The sequence below is a fragment of the Saccharospirillum sp. MSK14-1 genome (assembly GCF_003054965.1).
Classification (GTDB): Bacteria; Pseudomonadota; Gammaproteobacteria; order Pseudomonadales; family Natronospirillaceae; genus Saccharospirillum.
Window position 1 is genome coordinate 1523542 of sequence record NZ_MIES01000033.1, and the last position, 14165, is coordinate 1537706.

Consider the following 14165-nt stretch of genomic DNA (forward strand, 5'->3'; position numbering starts at 1 on the left):
CCGGTCTTGCTTACACTGTGTCGATTAACGTTGCTCGGTCTGCCAGTTCGGGTGCTCCCAAACCGGCGCAGTCGAACGCGGCAGCATTTCACGGCCGCGAATATGGTCGGCGCATTTTTCCGCCAGCATGATGGTCGGCGCATTGAGGTTGCCGCTGACCAGTGATGGCATGATGGAGGCATCCACCACGCGCAGATTCTTCACGCCATAGACACGCGCTTCGCTGTCGACCACGGCCATCGGATCGTCGGCCGCGCCCATCTTGCAGGTGCAGGATGGGTGATAAGCGCTGTCGGCGTTCTGGCGCACCCAGGCATCGATTTCTTCATCGGTCTGGACGTTCGGACCCGGCTCCAGTTCTTCACCACGAAATTCTTTGAAGGCATCCTGCGCCATGATTTCGCGGGTCAGCTTGACGCTCTGACGCATCTCCCAAACATCGCGTTCGGTCGACAGCAAATTGGGCTGAATGATCGGATGCTCGTTCGGATCAGCCGAGCGCAGTTTCAGATAACCACGACTGGTCTGACGCATCGGTCCAACGTGGCACTGATAGGCATGCAACTGCGGCGGCGTACGACCGTGGTCGATCACCTGCGACGGCAAAAAGTGATATTGAATATCCGGGTGACGCACACCGGCCTCACTGCGAATAAAACCACCGGCTTCCAAATGAGTGGTGCGGCAGGCGCCCTTATCGTGATTCAAAAACCAGGTGATGCCCGCGAAAGTCATGTGCGGCTGGGTCTGGTATTTGTACAGCGTGATTGGCTGGGAACATTTTTGCTGCACGTAGAGTTCCAGGTGATCTTGCAGGTTCTGGCCCACACCCGGACGATGTGCAACAACATCGATGCCCATTTCTTTGAGGTGCGTTTCATCACCAATACCCGAGAGCATCAGCAACTGCGGCGAGTTGATCGCGCCACCGCTGGCAATGACTTCTTTATTGGCTTTAACTCGAACCGTTTTGCCACGCTGAATGTATTCAACGCCAACGGCGGTATCGCCATCGAACAAAATGCGTTGCACCATGGCGCCGGTTTCGGCCGTCAGATTCGGGCGATCCAGCACCGGGCGCAGAAAAGCCTGTGCGGTATTCCAGCGCTTGCCTTTCTTGATGGTCATGTCCATCACGCCAACGCCTTCCTGCTGGTAACCGTTCATGTCTTCGGTGAACGGATAACCGGCTTGCTGTCCGGCTTCGATAAAGGCATCGAACAATGGGTTCGGATAATCGCCGGTATGAACGTTCAGCGGACCATCACCACCGCGATAATCATCAGCGCCTTTTTCGCGCGTTTCTGCCTTGCGGAAATACGGCAGCACATCGGCGTACGACCAGCCAGTAGCCCCCTCTTCCTGCCAACGGTCGTAATCGAAGGCATGGCCACGGATATAAACCATGGCGTTCAACGATGAACCACCACCCCAGACTTTACCGCGCGGCCAATACAGTTTGCGGCCGTCCATGTGTTCTTGCGGTTCGGTGTGGTAGTACCAGTTGTATTTGTCGTCCATCAGGTTGTACATCAACGCCGCTGGCATATGAATTTTCCAGGTGTCGTCCTTACGGCCGGCTTCCAGAACCAGCACCTGACGATCGCTGTCTTCGGACAGTCGATTGGCCAGCACGCAACCGGCCGAGCCGGTGCCGATGATGATGTAGTCGTATTCGGTATCGAAGCGGTACGCCATGCTCTTGCTCACTTCTGACAGTTAATTGAATGTGGTTTAAACAGCCGACTCAAAAAGGCGGCCTCAAAATGGAGCGTCGATCTTGCCCATGCCAACGTAAACGGCTTTGGTTTGGGTGTACTGCGCCAGCGTTTCGATGCCGTTTTCGCGGCCAACACCCGACTGTTTGTAACCACCGACTGGCATTTCTGCCGGTGAATCGCCCCAGGCATTGATCCAGCAAATACCCGCTTGCAACTGAGCAATAACGCGATGCGCTGTCTGAATATCCTGAGTGAACACGCCCGCTGCCAGGCCGTAATGGGTATCGTTGGCGCGTTCGATCACTTCGGCTTCATCGCTGAAGCGCAGAATCGACATCACCGGACCAAAAATTTCCTCGCGCACTTGCGGCATTTCATCGGTGCAATCGGCGAAGACCGTCGGCTGTACGAAGAAACCACCTTCACAACCTTCCGGCTGCACCGGCTGACCACCGGTGACCAATCGCGCACCACTGGCTTTACCCGCTTCAATAAAACCCACCACTTTGCGTTGGTGCTCGCGCGAGATCAGTGCGCCAATGTTGGTGTCCGGATGCATCGGATCGCCGATAACGACATTGCGTTCGGTACGATCTTTAACGCGTTCCACGAAGGTGTCGTAAATGCTGTCGTGCACAAACACCCGTGTGCCGTTGGTGCATACCTCGCCCTGGGTATAGAAGTTGGCGAGCAGAGCGCCGCCAACGGCATTGTCCAAATCGGCGTCGGAGAAAACGATCAGCGGCGACTTACCGCCCAACTCCATGGTGACGTCTTTGAGTGTGCCCGCCGATGCGGCCATCACTTTCTTACCGGTGCCGACTTCGCCGGTGAATGACACCTTGGCAATGTCCGGATGACCGGTTAACGCTTGGCCGACGCGAGCATCGCCCTGCACCACATTGAACACACCCGCAGGCATGCCCGCTTCGATAAAAATTTCCGCCAGCTTGGCCGCACCCATCGGCGTTTCCTCCGACGGTTTAAACACCTGCGCATTACCACACGCCAATGCCGGGCCTGCTTTCCAGCAAGCAATCTGCAATGGATAATTCCACGCGCCGATGCCGGCACAAACGCCCAGCGGTTCGCGACGGGTGTAATAAAAATCCTGACCCAACGACTGCTGCACGCCTTCGATGGCCGGAGCCAGACCCGCGTAATACTCGATCACGTCAGCGCCGGTCACGACGTCAACCACGCTCGCTTCCTGCCAGGGTTTGCCAGTGTCGAGCACTTCGACTTTGGCCAAGTCGTCATTGCGCTCGCGCAGTAAGGCCACCGCCTTGTGCAGAATGCGCGCGCGTTCGACCGCGCTCATCGCCGACCAGGTAGCAAATCCTTCCTGGGCGCTGCGTACCGCTTTATTCACCGTCTCAGCGTTGGCCATTTCCACTTCATAAATGGCGTCGCCGGTGGCCGGGTTCAGCACCTCAAAGGTCTCGCCGTCACCCGGCGCCAGGTATTCGCCGTGGATGAAAGAGGTCAGTCTCGGCAAGCTCATCAAGCAGTCTCCGTATTATTCGAGTGTTGTTTAGCGACAGAGATCAACAGCTCAGTCTGGTGTCGACACAGCGCAATACAGCGATCGGCCTGAATGCCGTCCGGAGATAAAGCGCCGCGCAACCAGAGGCCATCGATCAAGGCCGCCAGGGTTCCAGCCGCCTGATTCGGCGCTGGATGATTCAGTTGTTTAAAGCTGTAACGCAGATTCGAATGCAGCCGTTTTTCGTTGATGCGCTGCAATCGAGCAAAGGTCGGTTCGTGCATCGCGCTGGACCAAAATGCCAACCAGGTTTTGGCCGACAGCGGATCGGTCTGCGTTTTGGAAAAGTTGGTCTCAATAATGGCGTCGATGCGTTGCTCCGCCGTCGGATTCGCGGGCAATCGACCGATCAGATCCAGCTTCAATTGCTGCAACAGCTCGCGCATTGTCGCTTCCAACAGACCCAGCTTATTGCCGAAATAGTGCGCAATGATGCCCGCCGACACGCCCGCTCGCTTGGCAATGCTCTGTACGGTCGTCGCCGCAAACCCGGATTCACCGATGCAAGCACGGGTGGCATCAATCAATTGCTGGCGGCGAATAGGCTCCATTCCGACTTTGGGCATTGGCAATCCTTTTGGATTGGGGAGACGCTGAACGCACGCTTCGCTGACGGGAGACGCTGGCTACAGCCACTAACAAGCGTCTTGCGTCTTCCGTTCAGCGCCTCCCGTTTTTATTAATTGATCATTCAATAAAAAACACCCTAAAGCATTGAACCCTAAACTTCAACTTCCAGAAGCGACACCCGCTTATGACTGAAAGCGACGACATGGCGCCCTTTCAGGGCGGAAGATGCCCTGTTTCGGATCAAAATAAACTGTAGTGCACTAAGTAGATGCGACGCTGGATGCATCTGCACAAATGTTCCAGACAGCCGACAGCCCCGATGCTTCACTGTTACACTTCTGCCTAACGCCAATGCTGCCCAACCGCCATGACCGCCGAAAATCGTCACTGGATTGATCTCAAACGAGACGCCGACAGCGGCATCGAATCGTTGCGTGCGCATTTTCGCGGCCATGCCTACGACCCGCATTTTCACGACGACTACTGCATCGGCTACACCGAGCAAGGCGTGCAGCAGTTCAATTGCCGCCGCCAGGTGCAGCGCTCGACACCGGGAAACGCCTTTTTGCTGGAACCGGGGGAAGTGCACGACGGCGAAGCGCCGCAACAGGAAGGCTTTACCTATCGCATTCTCTATTTGCCCAAAGACTGGGTACACACTCAGCTGAACGGACTGTTCGATACGCTGCCGGATCAATTCGAGTGGCACGTTGACGCCACCCTGTCGAATGACCGCCGCCTGATCGGCAGCATCGCCTCGGCCTTTCTGGCCTTACACCAGGGCGAATCACGGATGGTGCGCGACGCCTGCACCGACCAGATGCTGACCCAGGCCACGGCGCACCTGCAATGGCGCAAACGCAGTGAAGATCCACGCCAGCCTCAACTGGCCGAGCGCGCCCGCGCCTACCTGCACGATCACATTCATCAGGACGTCGGTCTTACCGACCTTGCCCAAACGCTGAATACCGACCGCTTTCGTCTCAGCCGCGCCTTCAAAACCGCTTACGGACTCGCGCCTCACGCCTATCTGATTCAGTTGCGGCTGACCCAGGCACGACGTCTGTTAGCGCTGGGCCAGACACCGGCGCAGGTTGCCGCCGACTTGTGCTTTGCCGATCAAAGCCATCTGGGTCGTTGGTTTCGTCGGGCCTATCAACTGACACCAGCCGATTACCGGCGCCGCTGCACGGACCTTCCAGACTGACGCCCCGGGCGCCATCACACTGACGACTCCTTCTCGAAATGGTTGTTGGAGTCTGTTATGCCCTTTGCCCTCTTCGCTTTCTTCGCTGTGATCACCCCCGGCCCGACCAACCTGCTGGCGCTGACTCAAGGCCAGCACGCTGGCTGGCGCAGTGTCTGGCCTTTTGCGCTGGCGTCGGCACTGGCGGCGTCGAGCATTGTGATGCTGGTGGTACTGGGGTTGGCCAATTGGCTGCTGGACACCGACTGGATTCGGCTGTCGCTCGCCTGGGCGGGAACACTCTGGTTGACCTGGCTGGCCATTTCCCTGGCGCGGGCGCCGGTTAATCTGGAAGCCGATCCCGACGCTAAACTGATCAGCTGGCCGACCGGGCTGGCATTGCAAGTGGTGAACACCAAAACCTGGTTGATGGCGGTCACCATCAGCAGCCTCTTTGCCGATCCGGCACAGCCGGTACTGCCTCAGGCGTTGCACCTGGCGGGCACTTTTTTCTCGTTGGTGATACCGGCCATCTTTTGTTGGGCCTGGCTCGGGGAAAGCGCCAATCGCTGGTTGCACAGTGTCAGCCAACATCGCTGGATGAATCGATTGCTGGCGCTGGCGTTATTGGTGACGGTCTGGTCGGCGTTAGTGGCTGGGCAAATCGGCTAGCGTTTTGCGGGAGACGCTTGACGGGAGACGCTGAACGCAAGTTACCGGTCGCGTTCAGTGGTTCCGTAGCTGGCGTCTCCCGTCTCCCATCATGCGTCTCCCGTAGAAAGCGCCATCAACATACTCAGATGCGACAACGGCCAGCCCGATTGCTCGGCCAAGTCGTTAAACACCTCCTGCACCAATCGCAGATCGCGCTTAGCCGTGGGTTTGCGCGCGACGATGCCCGCATTGGTCAGCACTCGCACCACGTCACCGGACAGCACAAAGGTGTCTTTGCCGGCCATGCGCAATAAGCGAGATGCCCCATCACCGCCCAGATGCACGCCCTCTTTGGAGAGCACTTGCCACAGTCCAACGATGTCGTCTTCCGGCCAGTCGGCGATAAAACGGCCAAAGCCGCCGTGCGACTTTGAACGCTGCTGCACCATCAAAGCGTTCACCGGGATGGTTTTCATCTTGCCCCAATGGCGAATCAGGCGTTCGTCCTGCATTAATTGTTCAAAGCGATCGTCATCGATCAACTGGCAGGCGCGCGGGTCAAAGCCCCAGAAGGCTTCTTCGAAAGCGGGCCAGCGCGCGTCAATCACCGAGTGCTTCATGCCCGCACGAAATACTCGGCGGCTGATCAGACTGAGCCAGTCGGCGTCGGAGCGATGGATCAACGCATCGCGGCTGGCAACCAACGGCAGACGATCGGCAATGTCATCCTGGTGATGGTGCGCCAGTGCGTCGCGTTGCAGGTTAGCAAACGACAGCGTCACTCTGGCTTTGCCTCATCCAGATTCAGCGACGCTGAATTGATGCAATAGCGCATGCCCGTGGGTTCCGGGCCGTCTGGAAACACATGACCTAGGTGCGCATCGCAACTGGCACACAACACTTCAATGCGATGCATGCCGTGGGAAAAATCGTCGCGTTCAACAATGGCATTGCGATCCAACGACTGATAGAAGCTCGGCCAACCACAACCGGCATCAAATTTAGTGCTGGCATTAAACAGCTCACTGCCGCAGCAAATACAGCGATAGATGCCCGGCTTATCGGTGTCCCAATACGCACCGGTAAACGGACGTTCAGTGCCGGCTTGCCGAGTGACGTGGTATTGCTCCTCGGTCAACTGTTCACGCCACTGAGCATCAGTTTTGACGATTTTATCGGACATAGGGACCTCCCATAGGAAATAACGATGCGCGGGTTTATACTGATTTGCGCAACAGACTGCCCTGGACAATGGCGTCTTTCGCCCGCCCTTCAAGGTCTGCGTCACTCACGACGACCCGCAAAGCGCCCTTTTCGAAAGCGCCCTTTTTAAAAAGAGCCCTCTCCGTTCGCTGTAAACTGCTTGGGAGTTTCATGAAAACGCTGCACAAATCGCACAAGCTGGCCAACGTGTTTTATGACATTCGCGGCCCGGTGCTCGACGAAGCTCGTCGACTGGAAGATGAAGGTCACCGCATTCTCAAACTGAATATCGGCAACCCCAAACCCTTCGGTTTCGATGCGCCGGATGAAATCATCACTGACGTCATTCGCAACCTGCCGCAAGGTGAAGGTTACAGCGATTCCAAAGGGCTGTATTCGGCACGCAAAGCGGTGATGCAGTATTACCAGCAGCGCGATGTGAAAGGCGTGGAAATCGATGACATTTATCTGGGCAACGGCGTCAGCGAACTGATCCAGCTGGCGTGCATGGGGCTGATCAACAACGGAGATGAAATCCTGGTACCGGCGCCGGATTACCCACTGTGGACCGGCGCCATTACGCTCTCCGGTGGTACCGCCGCGCACTATATCTGCGATGAGCAATCGGACTGGTTCCCAGACCCGGCCGACATCCGTGCCAAGATCACCGAAAACACCAAAGCCATCGTGCTGATCAACCCGAATAACCCGACCGGTGCGGTTTACTCCAAAGCACTGCTGCTCGAGGTGATTGAGATCGCCCGCGAACACGGCCTGGTGATACTGGCCGATGAAATCTACGACAAGATTCTTTACGACGATGCCCTCCATCATTGCCTGGCGGCGCTGTCGGACGATGTACTGACCATCACGTTCAATGGTCTGTCGAAAGCCTACCGCCTGGCCGGTTTTCGTTCCGGCTGGATGATGGTCAGCGGACCGAAATATCAAGCCACCGACTTTATCGAAGGCTTGAACATGCTCGCCAATATGCGCCTGTGCGCCAACGTACCCGCCCAGCATGCGATTCAGACCGCGCTCGGCGGTTACCAAAGCATCAATGATCTGATCATTCCCGGTGGCCGCATGCGCGACCAACGCGACCTGTGCTGGGAGATGATCGATGCCATCCCGGGTTTGTCGTGCGTCAAACCCAAGGGCGCGCTCTATATGTTCGTCAAAGTCGACAAACAGAAATTCAATTTGAGCGACGACGAACGACTGGTGCTGGACCTATTGCGTCAGGAAAAAATCCTCTTGGTCCACGGGCGCGGTTTTAACTGGCCGGACATTGATCATTTCCGCATCGTCTTCCTGCCACCGCGTGAGACTCTGCAGGATGCCATGGAACGGATGGGGCGTTTCTTCGGTCACTACCGTCAGGCTTAACGCCCGGCCAGTAGCTGGCGGCTGAGGAAATCGCCCAAGGCCGCCAGCGACGCATCCGCTTCCGGCAACCGACCGGCGTAGCTCTGCCAGACATGCCACAGCTGCGGCCAGACCTCTAAGTGAGCGGTCACCCCCGCCTGTTCCGCGCGACGCACCAGTGCGACCGAATCGTCCAGCAAGGTTTCGTAGTCGCCGACATGAATCTGCATCGGCGGCAAGCCACGAAAATCGGCAAATAAAGGGGATATTTCAACGTGATCCAGAGCGTAATCCGCAGCATAGCGCTCGGCTGCCAACGCCAGCCCCTCGGGTGTGGGAAAGAACGGATCAACCTGCGCCCGGCTTTGATGACTGTCGCCGCTGAGCGTTAAATCGGTCCAGGGTGATAACAGTGCCAGCGCCACGGTGGGCAACTGCTGATCGCGCAACCGCAACGCCGTCGCCAAGGCCAATCCACCACCGGCAGAGTCGCCCGCCAGGGCCACCGGTCCGTCTTTTTGCAACGCCTGATAACTCGCTAACGCATCCTCCAATCCAGCCGGAAACGGATGCTCCGGTGCCAGACGATAGTCCGGCAACCACAGACGATGACCGGTGGCCTGAGCCAGATGCGCCGCCAGGTTCAAATGCGTCATCGACGACCCTGTCTGGTAAGCCCCGCCATGCAGAAACAACACCGTGCCAAACGAACGCACCTTGGCGGGCAACAACCAACGCCCTGGCACACCCGCCAGAGTTTCAACCTTAACGCTCATATCCGGCGGTAGACGCAACGTCATCTGAGCAAAGTCTTCCTGGGCGGCACGTTCTTGCGCCAGGGTTTGGCGTTCGGCGCGCAACCGATCCATCTGGCGCTGCAATAACTGATAATAACGCTCGGCTTTGGGACTGATCATAAACATCGTTTGAATCGCGAAAAACGGCCCCACTATAGCCACCTTTTGACATCGCTGGGAGCGATTTGCTCCACCGTAGGCGGACTGGACAAGCCCGCCCGCTTGACCGATGGTACTGCTTGCCCCTCCCGCCCCTGCGCCATTAAGCCATTAAACGAGGCCGCCTGTGACTGACGTCTTACTGATTGCATTTCTGTTTTTGATTGCGGGTGTCTTCGCCGTGCCCATTGCTGCTCGACTGGGTTTGGGCTCAGTACTCGGCTACCTGCTGGCCGGCGTGCTGATCAGCCCATTGCTGACCATCCTGGGCGTCGACCTGGTCGCGGTTCAGCACTTCGCCGAATTCGGCGTGGTCATGATGCTGTTTCTGGTTGGGCTGGAACTCAACCCGCAACAACTGTGGGCGATGCGGCGCAAGCTGATCGGCCTGGGCGGTTCACAGGTGGGGGTAACCACCGCAGCGGTGATGGGCATTGCCATGCTGCTCGGCCAGCCGTGGCAAATTGCCCTGGCCATTGGCTTGGTACTGTCGCTGTCATCGACGGCCATCGTGTTGCAGACCCTCAATGAAAAAGGCTTGATGCAAAGCGACGGCGGCAAAGCCAGCTTTGCGGTGTTGCTGTTCCAAGACATTGCCGTTATCCCCATGCTGGCCTTAATTCCGCTGCTGGCACTGGGCGACATTCACAGCAGCAGTGATAGTCATGGCGCAGGTCTTAGCTTGGTTGACGGCCTCGTCGGTTGGCAAACCGCGTTGGTCACCATCGCCGCTGTGGCGTTCGTACTGATCATCGGAACCTATCTTGCCCGACCGCTGCTGCGCTTTGTGGCCAGCGCCCAACTGCGAGAACTGTTCACCGGCGCAGCACTGTTGTTGGTGATTGGCATTGCCTTACTGATGAGCCTGGTCGGTTTGTCACCGGCACTGGGGACCTTCCTGGCGGGTTTGGTATTGGGTAACAGCGAATATCGACACGAGCTCGAAGCCGACATCCAGCCCTTTAAAGCCTTATTGCTCGGTCTGTTCTTTATGACGGTCGGCGCGGGCATTAACTTTGTATTGCTGTTCGACGAATTCGCCGTCTTACTGGGTTTAACGCTGGGGCTGATTGTCCTGAAAGCGGTTATTTTAGGAACACTGGCCTACGTTTTTCGCATTCGAGGTTCCGATAAATCACTCACCGCCATCGCGCTTGCACAGGCCGGTGAATTTGGGTTTGTGTTGTTGTCATTCAGCGTCAGCAACGCCGTTCTGCCCAGTGCCATTGCCGATCGCCTGATGCTCGTCATTGGCCTTTCAATGATTTTGACACCCTTGCTGTTTTTGGCTTTCGAGCATTGGATCGTACCCCGTCACGCGCGGCCGGAAGGACGAATGGATGAAAAAATTGAACAGGGAGATGTGCTGATTCTGGGGCATGGCAGAGTCGGAGGTATCGTCAATCGCATGATGCGCGCCAGTGGATTTAACACCACGGTTATCGACTACAGCTCAACCCAGTTGGAAATGTTGCGCACCTTCGGTCTGCGGGTTTTCTTCGGCGACGCCACCCGACCGGATTTACTGGAAGCGGCGGGCATTGAAAACACCAAAGTGGTGGTGGTCGCCATCGACGGCAAAGATGAAATCACCAAGCTCGTTCACTACATACATAAAACCTACCCAACTGTTCATATCACCGCTCGCGCCTATGATCGCTTTCATGTTTACGATCTCTGGTACGCCGGTTGCCGTGACGTCATCCGCGAAACCTACGACAGCTCGATCCGTCTGGGACGATCGGCGATTGAAGCCATGGGTCTGTCGCGTGAGCGCGCACAATTTATTGCCGACGAGTTCGAGAAGGTGGATCGACGCTCCATGGTGGAAGTATCAGAGCTGTGGGATCCCAATATTCCAACGCTGGAAAACCAGCCGTACATCGAAAAAGTGCGTGAAATGACGCGCGATTGGGAAGAGATGTTACAAGGCCGGCTGTACCCCAGTGAACTGGACGAAGAAGACAATAAAACCAGCCGTTAACTTAACAGCGTAGGCGGTTCTGCAACCGCCTACGCGCTACTCAACTAAGTCATTTTATGTTCAACATGACGAGCAAACCGATCGAGAATGGCCTGCCAACCCTGGCGCTGCAATTCGGCCGTATTCTGATCTTCGCTATCAAAGGACTCAGTCACCACAACACCCGATTCTGTCGTCTCAAACTCAATGACGACTTCACGATCATCATCCATGCGATAAGCCAGTAGAATCGGCACCTCTACCTGAGTAAAAGTACCCTCGAAATCGAAGCCGCCACTGCCATCGCGTGCTTCCATCCGATAATTGAAACGACCGCCCACTTGCAAATCAATCTGACTGCGCGGGTTATGCCAATCATCCGAAGCGGCATTCCATTGGTTGATATCGTCCGGTGTGGTCCAGGCCTGCCAAACGGCATCTAAGGGCGCTTGAACCGTTGTGCTAATGGTTATTCTCATCTCAACTCCCGATCAGGTTACTTCAACTAAAGCATTTCTTTTTTTTGGGTATTGCTTTAGTCGAATGAGTCACCGATTAATCGACAACATCGTGAATTAATTATCACGGACGCCAGTACAACCCATTCTGGAAGCGGACCTGAACACCCTGGAACGCGATATTCAGAGCGCATACTTATCACGGAGATAACGGTATAATCATTCTCGTTCGGCCGCCAGGGTTAACCATTCCTTGCCGTAATCAATGGTCAAACGATTGCCCTGAGTTCACCTACGTCAACCTTACTCGGTAGCGGTGATACAGCAACGCCAACACAGCGCAAATAACGGCCGGTACCGATAAAGCAACAAAATGCAGCCAGGAAAATAACCAGGCCCCCAAACTGCCACCTCCAATAAAACCGACGATGATCAGTAAAAACAAAATCAGTTTGCGCTTATCAAAGGATTCCCCACGCAACCAACCGCCAATCAACAGTCCCAGGTCGGTGAACAAACCAGTCAGGTGGGTGGTTCGAATGACAGCGCCGCTGTAGGTCGTCACTAAAGCGTTCTGCATACCGCAGGCGGCTGAGGCAAAGTACTGGCCGTAGACCGAATTATTTTCCAATAACAGCAAAGCAACCGTCAGCAACACCGCTTCCAACAACAAAAGCGTTTCGTAGTGTCGGCCAAGCTTCAATGCACTGTCACGCAGCAATAGACCCGAGACCACAGCGCCCAACAGGAAACTGATCAGTACGGCCAACAACTGCGCACTGTGGGCCATACTGACTTGCGACAGACTGGTTCCAAGCAGCGTGGCCGTACCCGATAAATGAGAAATGGCCTGATGCTCGACGCCAAGCAGACCTATCGCATTAATGCACCCAGCCACCAATGCCAGGGTGAATGCCCCATACTCAACCCAAGGTGGTAACCGAGATAACATGTATCCTCCTATCGAGACAGCGATCTGTTTATCCGATAGCCCCTTCGATTAAGGCCCGACGATTTAATGCGCCTCAACCCAATCGACAAAATCTTCAAAAATCTCCGACCAATGATCACGCAAGTCTCCATCGATGACTTCTTGGTATGAATGATCACAACCCAGGCATACCTGGAAGTTCAAATTATCTTTTCCGGCCGTGATGAATTGCACCGGCAACAGGTAAGCGGTTTCGATCGGCGTGCTGTCATCCTCACTGGCGAACTGGGCATAAATAGGAATATCCAGTGCCAGTAAATCGTCAATGGGAGCATGACGATACGACGCCCAACGACGGTTGGTGTAACCCCACTCATCTACCTCAGTGGATTGCGGATCATCAACCACGGAGCGATACCATTCCAGCAAACCCATTATATTCTGATGTGCCTGAGTGTCGCTTTGCTGGCCATTCAATGCCGCCAAACGCTCAAAAAGCGCAAACTCATAAAAATTGTTGAGTACGTTACCTGACCAAAAACCCAGATGGGTTATTCGACTGTCCACTCGCGCCAGGCTTGCCCCAACTTGCGCACCCTCAGAATGGCCGTACACCACAATATCGCCACCTTCAGACAAACGACGACGTTTTAGGTGAGTAATAACGGCACGGATATCGCTAATCCGGCGCTGGCGATAGTTTGCATCGTGGTAGGCTTGAGGTACCTCAAAATGTTGCCACTGCCGAATACCACTCAGCGCCGGCTTGGCCACCACGACATAGGCGTAATCATCCGACAAATGCGCAGCGTCATCGGGAAAGGCTGTAAAAAAATTCGGGCCTGAATCCGTTAATTCATAGAAGAACAAGGGGAATGGATCTGTTCCTTGAATGAACAGCACCAGGTTCCTGGGACGATCAGTACGAGCGCTGTAGTAATAGGTCAATTCATGATCATCGACGGTTAAAGTCGTTTCGCTAAAGCCAAACTGCGCTAACGCCTGCTCCAGCAAGAGCGTTTCATTAACATCCGCATTTGCGCCGCCAACGATCGCCGTAAAACACATCGCCGTCATCCAACGCCTAACCTGTTTCATGACCATGCCGGCTACGCGATAACGACGCACAGCAACGCCACGCAAGCGGGCAATGCCTGTACCCAAAGAATCTTACGGCTGGCGGTTGCGGCGCCATAAATACCGGCCACAATCACACAGCCGAGGAAAAAGAGCTTGATCGCCAAACCCGCCTCACCGAGCAATACACCCCAAACCAAACCCGCCGCCAGAAAACCGTTGTACAAACCCTGATTGCCTGCCATCACCTTGGTTGCCGCCGCTTGCTCTGGCGTCAATCCAAAGGCTTTCATACCGGCCGGTTTGTCCCACAAGAACATTTCCAGAACCAAAAAATAGGCGTGTAAGGCCGCTACCAACAACACCAAACCATTGGCAATCCACATCATAATCAACGCTCCTGTTAAGGCGGCCCACGATAGCTCGCCATAAGTTGTTTATAGAGACTTTCCGTGAAAGCAACAAGCATCACAGCGATGACAGCATTGCTTTCAAACCAGACCTGACAGCCTCGCCACAAGTGTTTATATTG

General features: G+C 55.6%; 14 protein-coding genes. 4 read left to right on the forward strand and 10 right to left on the reverse strand.

Annotated elements, in window-relative coordinates; genetic code table 11:
• Positions 1 to 24: 24 nt before the first annotated feature.
• The 3 genes from betA to betI all read right to left on the reverse strand — a co-directional run bounded on the left by betA (position 25) and on the right by betI (position 3833).
• Positions 25 to 1698, reverse strand: coding sequence for a choline dehydrogenase (betA, locus tag BGP77_RS16170; RefSeq protein WP_108165741.1), 1674 nt, complete (start codon positions 1696 to 1698; stop codon positions 25 to 27).
• Between the two features lie 63 nt (positions 1699 to 1761).
• Complete coding sequence (gene betB, locus BGP77_RS16175; protein ID WP_108165742.1) at positions 1762 to 3225, reverse strand: betaine-aldehyde dehydrogenase; 1464 nt, start codon at positions 3223 to 3225, stop codon at positions 1762 to 1764.
• Positions 3225 to 3833 carry a transcriptional regulator BetI gene (gene betI, locus BGP77_RS16180; RefSeq protein ID WP_108165743.1) on the reverse strand — a complete coding sequence of 203 codons (609 nt, stop codon included), beginning with the start codon at positions 3831 to 3833 and terminating at the stop codon, positions 3225 to 3227. The genes betB and betI overlap by 1 nt, the downstream gene beginning before the upstream one ends.
• A gap of 371 nt (positions 3834 to 4204) precedes the next feature.
• Here betI and BGP77_RS16185 point away from each other — a divergent pair, with 371 nt between their 5' ends.
• Together BGP77_RS16185 and BGP77_RS16190 are read left to right on the forward strand one after the other, a co-directional pair.
• Positions 4205 to 5044, forward strand: coding sequence for an AraC family transcriptional regulator (locus BGP77_RS16185; RefSeq protein WP_108165744.1), 840 nt, complete (start codon positions 4205 to 4207; stop codon positions 5042 to 5044).
• A 57-nt stretch (positions 5045 to 5101) separates the two neighbouring features.
• Positions 5102 to 5695, forward strand: coding sequence for a LysE family translocator (locus BGP77_RS16190; RefSeq protein ID WP_108165745.1), 594 nt, complete (start codon positions 5102 to 5104; stop codon positions 5693 to 5695).
• A gap of 89 nt (positions 5696 to 5784) precedes the next feature.
• Here the strand turns inward: BGP77_RS16190 and BGP77_RS16195 are convergent, their stop codons facing one another.
• Together BGP77_RS16195 and msrB are read right to left on the reverse strand one after the other, a co-directional pair.
• Entirely contained in the window at positions 5785 to 6459 is a 675-nt protein-coding gene (locus BGP77_RS16195) for a DNA-3-methyladenine glycosylase I (protein ID WP_233252378.1), read from the reverse strand.
• Positions 6456 to 6860 carry a peptide-methionine (R)-S-oxide reductase MsrB gene (msrB, locus tag BGP77_RS16200; RefSeq protein ID WP_108165746.1) on the reverse strand — a complete coding sequence of 135 codons (405 nt, stop codon included), beginning with the start codon at positions 6858 to 6860 and terminating at the stop codon, positions 6456 to 6458. Before msrB ends, BGP77_RS16195 begins: the two co-directional genes overlap by 4 nt.
• A 191-nt stretch (positions 6861 to 7051) precedes the next feature.
• On the opposite strand from msrB, the gene BGP77_RS16205 reads away from it, so the two are divergent.
• On the forward strand, positions 7052 to 8269 hold the full coding sequence (locus BGP77_RS16205) for a pyridoxal phosphate-dependent aminotransferase (protein ID WP_108165747.1): 1218 nt from the start codon (positions 7052 to 7054) through the stop codon (positions 8267 to 8269).
• On the opposite strand, the gene BGP77_RS16210 is transcribed toward BGP77_RS16205, so the two are convergent.
• Positions 8266 to 9171, reverse strand: coding sequence for an alpha/beta hydrolase (locus BGP77_RS16210; RefSeq protein ID WP_146171274.1), 906 nt, complete (start codon positions 9169 to 9171; stop codon positions 8266 to 8268). The genes BGP77_RS16205 and BGP77_RS16210 overlap by 4 nt on opposite strands.
• Before the next feature lie 160 nt (positions 9172 to 9331).
• On the opposite strand from BGP77_RS16210, the gene BGP77_RS16215 reads away from it, so the two are divergent.
• Positions 9332 to 11188 carry a monovalent cation:proton antiporter-2 (CPA2) family protein gene (locus BGP77_RS16215; protein ID WP_108165749.1) on the forward strand — a complete coding sequence of 619 codons (1857 nt, stop codon included), beginning with the start codon at positions 9332 to 9334 and terminating at the stop codon, positions 11186 to 11188.
• A 44-nt stretch (positions 11189 to 11232) separates the two neighbouring features.
• Here the strand turns inward: BGP77_RS16215 and BGP77_RS16220 are convergent, their stop codons facing one another.
• The 4 genes from BGP77_RS16220 to BGP77_RS16235 form a co-directional block, all read right to left on the reverse strand.
• Positions 11233 to 11646: an SRPBCC family protein gene (locus tag BGP77_RS16220; protein WP_108165750.1), complete on the reverse strand. Its 414-nt coding sequence runs from the start codon at positions 11644 to 11646 to the stop codon at positions 11233 to 11235.
• 271 nt (positions 11647 to 11917) lie between these two features.
• Positions 11918 to 12577, reverse strand: a complete 660-nt coding sequence (locus BGP77_RS16225; protein WP_108165751.1) for a YoaK family protein — start codon at positions 12575 to 12577, stop codon at positions 11918 to 11920.
• 63 nt (positions 12578 to 12640) lie between these two features.
• Positions 12641 to 13654, reverse strand: coding sequence for a hypothetical protein (locus BGP77_RS16230; RefSeq protein ID WP_146171275.1), 1014 nt, complete (start codon positions 13652 to 13654; stop codon positions 12641 to 12643).
• Positions 13655 to 13665: 11 nt separating this feature from the next.
• Positions 13666 to 14022: a DUF1304 domain-containing protein gene (locus tag BGP77_RS16235; protein ID WP_199224288.1), complete on the reverse strand. Its 357-nt coding sequence runs from the start codon at positions 14020 to 14022 to the stop codon at positions 13666 to 13668.
• Between the last annotated feature and the right edge of the window lie 143 nt (positions 14023 to 14165).

Bases quoted from the DNA above. Each gene is read 5' to 3' on its own strand.
- BGP77_RS16205 (WP_108165747.1), top strand. From the start codon at position 7,052: ATGAAAACGCTGCACAAATCGCACAAGCTGGCCAACGTGTTTTATGAC.
- betB (WP_108165742.1), bottom strand. From the start codon at position 3,225: ATGAGCTTGCCGAGACTGACCTCTTTCATCCACGGCGAATACCTGGCG.
- BGP77_RS16220 (WP_108165750.1), bottom strand. From the start codon at position 11,646: ATGAGAATAACCATTAGCACAACGGTTCAAGCGCCCTTAGATGCCGTT.
- BGP77_RS16210 (WP_146171274.1), bottom strand. From the start codon at position 9,171: ATGTTTATGATCAGTCCCAAAGCCGAGCGTTATTATCAGTTATTGCAG.
- BGP77_RS16230 (WP_146171275.1), bottom strand. From the start codon at position 13,654: ATGAAACAGGTTAGGCGTTGGATGACGGCGATGTGTTTTACGGCGATC.
- BGP77_RS16185 (WP_108165744.1), top strand. From the start codon at position 4,205: ATGACCGCCGAAAATCGTCACTGGATTGATCTCAAACGAGACGCCGAC.
- BGP77_RS16235 (WP_199224288.1), bottom strand. From the start codon at position 14,022: ATGATGTGGATTGCCAATGGTTTGGTGTTGTTGGTAGCGGCCTTACAC.
- msrB (WP_108165746.1), bottom strand. From the start codon at position 6,860: ATGTCCGATAAAATCGTCAAAACTGATGCTCAGTGGCGTGAACAGTTG.
- BGP77_RS16225 (WP_108165751.1), bottom strand. From the start codon at position 12,577: ATGTTATCTCGGTTACCACCTTGGGTTGAGTATGGGGCATTCACCCTG.
- betI (WP_108165743.1), bottom strand. From the start codon at position 3,833: ATGCCCAAAGTCGGAATGGAGCCTATTCGCCGCCAGCAATTGATTGAT.
- BGP77_RS16190 (WP_108165745.1), top strand. From the start codon at position 5,102: ATGCCCTTTGCCCTCTTCGCTTTCTTCGCTGTGATCACCCCCGGCCCG.
- betA (WP_108165741.1), bottom strand. From the start codon at position 1,698: ATGGCGTACCGCTTCGATACCGAATACGACTACATCATCATCGGCACC.